The following is a 7,475-nucleotide window of genomic DNA, read 5'->3' as shown; positions in this document are numbered from 1 at the left end:
AATACCTCGACGGCCTGCCCGAAATCAGCGACGACGAAGACGAAATGCTCGACTGCACCGCCGGCCCCCGCGACGACACCCGCAGCCGGCTGGGCTGTCAGATCACGGTCGGCGACGACCTCGAACAGATCGAAGTCGACATCCCCGACGACCAGGTCTGAGCTTCCGCGCTGCAGGCCGGGCAGCACGTCGGGACGCGGGCCGGGAGCACATCCTGCCCCCACGGCCTCCCCAAACGTCCTGCCCGCAGGCAGCCAGCGTGCATGAAGCGCAACCCATCCCGTACCGAAAGGCTCTCCATGAGGACGTCAGAGAACATCGTTGTTGTTGGCAACGGCCAGGCCGGCATCCAGGTGGTGGATTCGCTGCGCAAGGAAGGCTATACCGGGGCCATCACCTTAATCGGTGACGAGCCGCACCACCCCTACCAGCGGCCGCCGCTGTCCAAGGACTATCTGGCCGCCGGCAAGGACCCGGTCCCGCTGCCGCTGCGGCCGGAAAAGTTCTTCACTACGCTCGACGTCGATGCCCGCCCAGGCGTGAGCGCCACCTCGATCGACCGCACGGCCAGGACGGTCACCCTCGACGACGGCGGCACCGTGCAGTACACGAAGCTGGTACTGGCCACCGGCGCCGCCAACCGCGAACTGGCCGTGCCCGGCACCGGCCTGGCCGGCATCCACGGCCTGCGCACCCTGGCCGATGCCCAGGCCCTGCACGCGCGCCTCGACACCGTACACTCCGTCGTGGTCATCGGTGCAGGATTCATCGGCCTGGAGTTCGCCGCGGCCGCCCGCGCGCGCGGCTTGGACGTTACCGTCCTCGAATTCGCCGACCGCCCGATGGGTCGTGCCCTCAGCCCGGTGATGAGCGCCTTTTTCGCCGACGCCCACCAGCGCATGGGCGTGTCCCTGCGCCTGGGCGAAGGCATCGCTTCCTTCGACGCCGATGAGCACGGACACGTGGCCGCCGCGGTCAGCACTACCGGGCAACGCTATCCGGCCGACCTGGTCCTGGTCGGCGTCGGCGTCATCCCGCGTACCGAGCTGGCGGCGGCAGCAGGCCTGGACGTCGAGAACGGCATCACCGTGGACGCTACGATGCGAACCTCCGACCCGCACATTTATGCCGTCGGAGACTGCGCCTGGTTCCCCAACCTTTACACCGGCGCACGCACCCGGCTCGAGTCAGTTCAAAACGCAACCGACCAAGCCCGCCACGCAGCCCGTGCCATCCTCGGGACCGAACCCGGCGACTACTCCGACCTGCCGTGGTTCTGGTCCAACCAAGGCCACTTGCGCCTCCAGATCGCCGGCCTCACCGCCCCCGGCGACCACACCGTGCTGCGCGGGAACCCGGACGAGGAGAAGTTTTCGGTGTTCTGCTTCCGCAACGGCACCCTGGCCGCGGTTGAATCACTTAACCAGCCCTCTGACCATATGGCAGCCCGCCGGCTCCTGGCCGCAGGACGGACCCTCACCCCCGCTCAGGCCCAAGACCCGGAGTTCGACCTCAAGGCCTACTCCAAAGCCCAGCCCGCCGGCGTCTAGCCCGTACCTTCGGTTCCTGGCGGCACCTGCGGGGACTTGCCGTGCCGCAGCAGCGTCCCGGTGTGCAGCCCGCAGTTCGCTGGCCGCTGCCGGCTGTGGCTGCGGTGCAGCTGCCTGGCGCTGACCCCTGGGCTAGCCGGCAGGCGCTCCGGGAGTGCCGAGGGCCTGCACCGCATGCCCGAGCACGGCTTCGGCTCGGGGACTGAGCACCATAGTGTCCGGCCAAATCGCGCACATCGTGGTTTGCGAGGCCGGCGGTGACAGCGGCCGCACCGCAACCTTCCTGCCTTCGACGGTCACAGCCGGAGCGTCCGGCCGCGACATCAGCAACGCGTAGCCTATTCCTCGGCCGACCAACGCCTGCACCAGGACCACCTGGGGCATGGACGTGATGATGTGCGGACGCAGGCCCCGGTCGGCGAAGACGCGGTACGTGTTGGCCGTGCTCGGACTCGACTCGTACATGATCAATGGTTCGCCGGCCAGATCGGCCAGGTCCACAGTCGATTGGGCGGCCAGAGGATGCTCCGGCGGCAGGACTGCCTGCAGCTCGGTTCGGTAGATGGTGCGCTGGCTGTAACCGGCGGGCAGCTCCATGTCATAGACCATGGCCAGGTCCAGCAACCCGGCGTCGAGCGCAGGTAGCAGTTCGTCGTGGGAACCGACCGTCACGTCGACGCTGATCCCTGGATAGTACTCAGGGAGCCGGTCGAGCACCGACGGGAGGACAGTGCTCGCGAAGCTGGCGAAGCACCCTAACCGCACTGGTCCCTTGAGCTCGCCAGCGGCACCTGTTAAGTCGTTGATCAGAGCGTCGGCATCGCGCAACAGCAACCGTGCCCGCTGCGCAAAGAACTGGCCTGACGGAGTCAACTGGAGTCCCCTGGCCTTACGACGCACGCAGAGCTGTTCACCAGCTGCCCGTTCCAGGGCAGTGATGGCCTGCGACAGTGCGGACTCGGAGATGTGCAGGCTGTCGGCCGCGGAGCTCAGCGTGGCATGGTCCGGCAGTGCAGCAAAGAGCTCCAGCTGCCGCAGGGTGAAGTCCACCATCTTCTTCAGTCCAATCAAAGAACTTGGTCGGTTATCTGAAGTTTACCGGCGGAAGTTAGCCGTGTCACAATAGATGACAAGTTCAATCGTTCTGCCCCGAACGGTGGCTGATCCCACCGGCGGGCAACGCCGGGGCTGCCGAGCAGGTCCGGTGACAACCGTTCGACCCGGACCGCCCACCGCGGCCGCGTTGTTCACGCCTGCCGTTATCCGCTCCAACCACCTGGGTCACGCCGGTCTCCTCGGCGTGACATATCCCAAGAGGACAACCATGAGCACTACAGTTACCGGGCAATCGTCTGCCGCGAACCAGCGTCGCGTCGCGTTTGCCACCATCATCGGCACCACCATCGAGTGGTACGACTTCTTCATCTACGCCACGGCCGCAGGCCTGGTCTTCGCGCACCTGTTCTTTGAGCCCGCCGGTGAGTCCATCGGCCTGCTCCTTGCCTTCGCTTCCGTCGGCATCAGCTTCCTGTTCCGGCCGCTGGGTGCCTTCCTGGCCGGCCATTATGGCGACAAAATCGGCCGCCGCGCCATGCTGGTGATCACCCTGATGATGATGGGGGCGGCCACGACGCTGATCGGCGTCCTGCCCACCTTTGAGACTGCAGGCCTCATGGCACCCGTGCTGCTGCTCTCGCTGCGTATCCTGCAGGGCATCTCCGCCGGCGGCGAATGGGGCGGCGCTGTCCTGATGGCCGTGGAGCACGCCCCGCGTGACCGCCGCGGCCGGGCCGGATCCTTCCCCCAGTTGGGTGTTCCGCTGGGCATGCTGCTCGCTTCCGGCGTCATGACTTTGATGACCGGCGTGATCTCCCCGGGCGAGGCCTTCCTCGAATGGGGCTGGCGCATTCCGTTCCTGCTGAGCGTCGTGTTGATCGCGGTCGGCTACCTGGTTCGCCGCTCGGTGGACGAATCCCCGGTGTTCAAGGAAATCGCCGACAAGAAACAGCAGCAGAAGGTCCCCATCGTCGAACTGTTCCGCAAGCACTGGCTGCTGGTCATCCTGGCCGCGCTGGTTTTCGCCGGCAACAACGCCGCCGGCTACATGGCCACCGGCGGGTTCATCCCCAGCTACGCCACCAGCGATGCGGTAGGCATGGAGCGCACCGATGTGCTGCTGGCCATCACGTTCGCCTCGGCCATGTGGTTCATCTTCACCGCCCTGGCCGGCGTCCTGGCCGACAAGATCGGCCGCAAGCGCACCTATCTGATTGGTTTCGGCGCGCAGCTGCTGACGGTCTTCCCGCTGTTCTGGCTGATCGACACCGGCTCGCTGGGGATGCTGTACTTCGCGCTGGCCATCTTCAGCATCGGCCTGGGCCTCAGCTATGGCCCGCAGGCGGCCTGGTACAGCGAGATTTTCCCGGCCTCGGTGCGCTACTCGGGTGTCTCGATCGCCTATGCACTGGGCGCGATTCTTGGCGGCGCGTTCGCTCCGACCATCGCCCAGGCACTGATCAATTCCACCGGCACCAGCAGCTCTGTCTCGGCGTACTTGTTCGGCATGACGATCATCTCCATCATCGCCGTGCTGATCCTGCGCGACCGCCCGGGGATCGATCTGTCGATCAACAACCAGGCCGAGCAGGAAGTCGGGGCTACTGTCTTCGACAAGCGCCGCGGTGTCTCAACCGATGACGCAGTAAAGGTCGGCGTTTAGGCCAGCCAGGCAGTGCTGGAGTAACGCCAGCTGACTCAATACCGAGGCGGTTGTCCTGCCGGAGCAATTCCGGCAGGACACCCGCCTTTTTGCGGTGGAAGCCAGCACTGTGGCATCAGGATGCGTCGGCCTCGTTCCACCCGCGACGACGGCGTGCGGAGGTAATTTTTTCAACGGCGCGCTTGGCGGCGGGCGCCATATGCCTTCTGGAGATCCGGACTTCGTCCCAGCCCGCTGCCCGGGCCCGCTCCCCCCGCTCAATGTCCCTGGCTCTCAATTCTTCTCCGGTGGCTTGCGGCTCCACGCGGCCGTCGAATTCCGGTCGGGGGATGCGAAGAAGATGGTCTGCGGTGACCACCAAGTCATCCAGATGGAGGGTTGCCGCGAGATCCAGCCATGTACGCGTGCGCGTCGTGACCCAGACTCCCTCCACGCAAATTACTTCATCTGGAACCAGGCCGGATCGGTGACCTACGACACCGGCCCGCTCCATGCGGGCACAATCGCTGGGACGCGAAAGGTGGATCCGCCCATCAAACAAGGCTCCCGCCGGCTCTGGAAAGTTCCACAGACGTGCAGCCGTGTCATGCGAGGCAGCGCTGGAATCGCTGATCTTCGTGAACGGCCGCACACGCGCTGCAAGATCGCGGCCGGCCGGCTGCACAGCGCAGATGCCACGGCTTATCCGGATCAGGCGGGGGTGGCGCAACTGGCCCTTGCTTAGTCCCGACCTCAAACCGCCCTCGATCGTCAAGGCACCGGACTGCAAGTGTGGCGGGAGGGGCCTCAGCCGCGGCAGGCGCTGCTTCGGGTCCGCTCGACCTTCTCGGCTCATGCGGACATTGTCTTCAACAGGCCTGGTGCCGCGCGGTTAATATTCACAGGTCATCGACTGGAGAAAAGCTGCAGCGAGCCTTGGCGTGTCACTGCAACTTCCCGCCAGTGGATTGCCGCCTGGGTTGGCGGGCCGGTCGAAGGCGGCGAGTGGGCGATGTCCCGATCAGGACACCGCCCACTTGACGCTCAGCCGTCAGCGCGCCTGACGCTCAGCGGCCTCCACCACGTTGGCCAATAACATGGCACGGGTCATCGGGCCGACGCCGCCGGGATTCGGCGAGAGCCAACTGGCCACGTTGCGGGCCTCGGGCTCCACGTCGCCGGTGACCCGGGCCTTGCCGTCCTCGTCCTCAACACGGCTAACCCCGACGTCGAGCACCACGGCACCCGGCTTGAGGTCGGATGCCTTGATCATGTGCGGCATGCCTGCGGCGGCAATCACGACGTCGGCCTCGCGAAGTTCCGCTGCCAGGTCCACGGTGCCGGTGTGGGCAAGAATCACGGTGGCGTTGATCTGCTTGCGCGTCAGCAGCAGCCCCAAGGGCCGTCCGACGGTAACGCCGCGGCCTACCACCAGCACGCGTTTGCCCGCCAGGTCGATGTCGTGGCGCAGCAGCAGCTCCACGCAGCCGTGCGGAGTGCAGGGCAGCGGCGAGTCCAGCGGTTCGGCAACGTTGAGCACCAGCCGGCCCAGGTTCATCGGATGCAGACCGTCGGCATCCTTGGCAGGATCGATCTTCTCCAGGATGCGGTTGGTGTCGATGTGCTTGGGCAGCGGCAGCTGCACAATGTAGCCGGTGCAGGCAGGGTCGGCGTTCAGCTCGTCGAGGACTGATTCCAGGTCCTCCTGCGAGATGGTGCTGGGCAGGTCACGGCGGATCGAATTGATGCCCACCTCGGCGCAGTCCTTGTGCTTGCCGCCGACGTACCACTTGCTGCCCGGATCGTCGCCGACCAGCACCGTCCCCAGCCCGGGCACGACTCCCTTGGCTTTGAGCGCGGAGACGCGTTCGGTGAGTTCGCTCTTGATTTGCGCCGCGGTCGCCTTGCCGTCCAGGACGCGGGCCGCCGGCGGAGTCGAGTAAAGGTTCATCTCACCACTCCTCGTGGCCCGGGTAGAGCGGGAAGTCGTCGGCGAGCTTCTTCACGCGGGCCCGCAGCTCTGCTACATCGGCCCCGCCCTTGAGCGCGGTGGCGATGATGTCCGCGACCTCGGTGAACTCGCCAGCCCCGAAGCCCCTGGTCGCCAGCGCCGGCGTGCCGATCCGCAGGCCGGAGGTGACCATCGGCGGCCGCGGATCGAACGGCACGGCATTGCGGTTGACGGTAATGCCAGCCTCGTGGAGCAGGTCTTCGGCCTGCTTGCCGTCCAAAGCGGAATTGCGCAGGTCCACCAGCACCAGGTGCACGTCAGTGCCGCCGGTCAGCACGGACACGCCGGCCTCGGCCACGTCTGCCGCGGTCAGGCGCTCAGCCAGGATGCGGGCGCCTTCCAGCACACGTTCCTGGCGCTGCCTGAACTCCTCTCCGGCGGCAATCTTGAAGGCCACAGCCTTGGCAGCAATCACGTGCATCAGCGGGCCGCCCTGTTGGCCCGGGAACACGGCGGAATTGACCTTCTTGGCGAAGGCTTCCTTACCCAGGATTACGCCGGAGCGCGGGCCGGCCAGGGTCTTGTGGACGGTGGAGGTCACAATGTCCGAGTGCGGCACCGGGTTCGGATGCAGGCCGGCGGCGACGAGCCCGGCGAAGTGGGCCATGTCGGTCCAGAGGTAGGCTCCGGCCTCGTCGGCGATGGAGCGGAAGGCCTCAAAGTCCAACTGGCGCGGGTAGGCGGACCATCCGGCCACCAGCACGTTCGGACGCTCAGCCAGCGCCTGCTCGCGGACCTTGTCCATGTCCACCCGGAAGGTCTGCGGGTCCACCTCGTAGGCTGCGACCTGGTAAAGCTTGCCGGAGAAGTTGAGCTTCATCCCATGCGTGAGGTGGCCGCCGTGCGCCAGGGAAAGGCCCATCAGTTTGTCGCCCGGCTGAATCAGTGCGGAGAGAGCGGCTGCATTGGCCTGCGCGCCGGCATGCGGCTGCACGTTTGCGAACTCAGCGCCGAAAAGCGATTTGGCGCGCTCGATGGCGAGGTTTTCGGCGACGTCTACGTGCTCGCACCCGCCGTAGTAGCGGCGCCCCGGGTAGCCCTCGGCATACTTGTTGGTCAGAACGGAGCCTTGGACTTCCAGCACCGAACGCGGCGCGAAGTTTTCGGAGGCAATCATTTCAAGGGTGTCGCGCTGGCGGCCGAGTTCGGCGTCGATAACAGCGGCGATTTCAGGATCAACCTGGGACAGCGGCAGATCGGTCACAGAGGGCGTGGA

6 protein-coding genes are annotated in these 7,475 nt (G+C 66.1%); 2 read left to right on the top strand and 4 right to left on the bottom strand.

Features of this window, described 5'->3' with window-relative positions:
• The first annotated feature begins 299 nt into the window (after positions 1-299).
• A complete protein-coding gene (locus AC5RWT_RS32380) occupies positions 300-1,550 on the top strand; it encodes an NAD(P)/FAD-dependent oxidoreductase (RefSeq protein ID WP_494083799.1) in 1,251 nt (416 codons plus the stop codon).
• Between the two features lie 132 nt (positions 1,551-1,682).
• Here the strand turns inward: AC5RWT_RS32380 and AC5RWT_RS32375 are convergent, their stop codons facing one another.
• The gene (locus AC5RWT_RS32375) at positions 1,683-2,603 is read right to left on the bottom strand and encodes a LysR family transcriptional regulator (RefSeq protein ID WP_494083798.1); all 921 of its coding nucleotides are present in this window, start codon (positions 2,601-2,603) and stop codon (positions 1,683-1,685) included.
• A gap of 271 nt (positions 2,604-2,874) precedes the next feature.
• On the opposite strand from AC5RWT_RS32375, the gene AC5RWT_RS32370 reads away from it, so the two are divergent.
• Positions 2,875-4,269 carry an MFS transporter gene (locus AC5RWT_RS32370; protein WP_494083797.1) on the top strand — a complete coding sequence of 465 codons (1,395 nt, stop codon included), beginning with the start codon at positions 2,875-2,877 and terminating at the stop codon, positions 4,267-4,269.
• 115 nt (positions 4,270-4,384) lie between these two features.
• Here AC5RWT_RS32370 and AC5RWT_RS32365 read toward each other — a convergent pair whose 3' ends face one another.
• The 3 genes from AC5RWT_RS32365 to glyA all read right to left on the bottom strand — a co-directional run bounded on the left by AC5RWT_RS32365 (position 4,385) and on the right by glyA (position 7,463).
• Positions 4,385-5,023 carry a hypothetical protein gene (locus AC5RWT_RS32365; RefSeq protein ID WP_494083796.1) on the bottom strand — a complete coding sequence of 213 codons (639 nt, stop codon included), beginning with the start codon at positions 5,021-5,023 and terminating at the stop codon, positions 4,385-4,387.
• A gap of 276 nt (positions 5,024-5,299) precedes the next feature.
• Positions 5,300-6,199: a bifunctional methylenetetrahydrofolate dehydrogenase/methenyltetrahydrofolate cyclohydrolase gene (locus tag AC5RWT_RS32360; RefSeq protein ID WP_493968384.1), complete on the bottom strand. Its 900-nt coding sequence runs from the start codon at positions 6,197-6,199 to the stop codon at positions 5,300-5,302.
• A 1-nt stretch (position 6,200) separates the two neighbouring features.
• Positions 6,201-7,463 carry a serine hydroxymethyltransferase gene (gene glyA, locus AC5RWT_RS32355; protein ID WP_494083800.1) on the bottom strand — a complete coding sequence of 421 codons (1,263 nt, stop codon included), beginning with the start codon at positions 7,461-7,463 and terminating at the stop codon, positions 6,201-6,203.
• Positions 7,464-7,475: the final 12 nt, after the last annotated feature.

It is taken from the genome of Arthrobacter sp. Dra40 (genome assembly GCF_059091905.1).
Note: the sequence above shows the minus strand (reverse complement) of the source record. Positions and strands in the feature narration are given on the sequence as shown.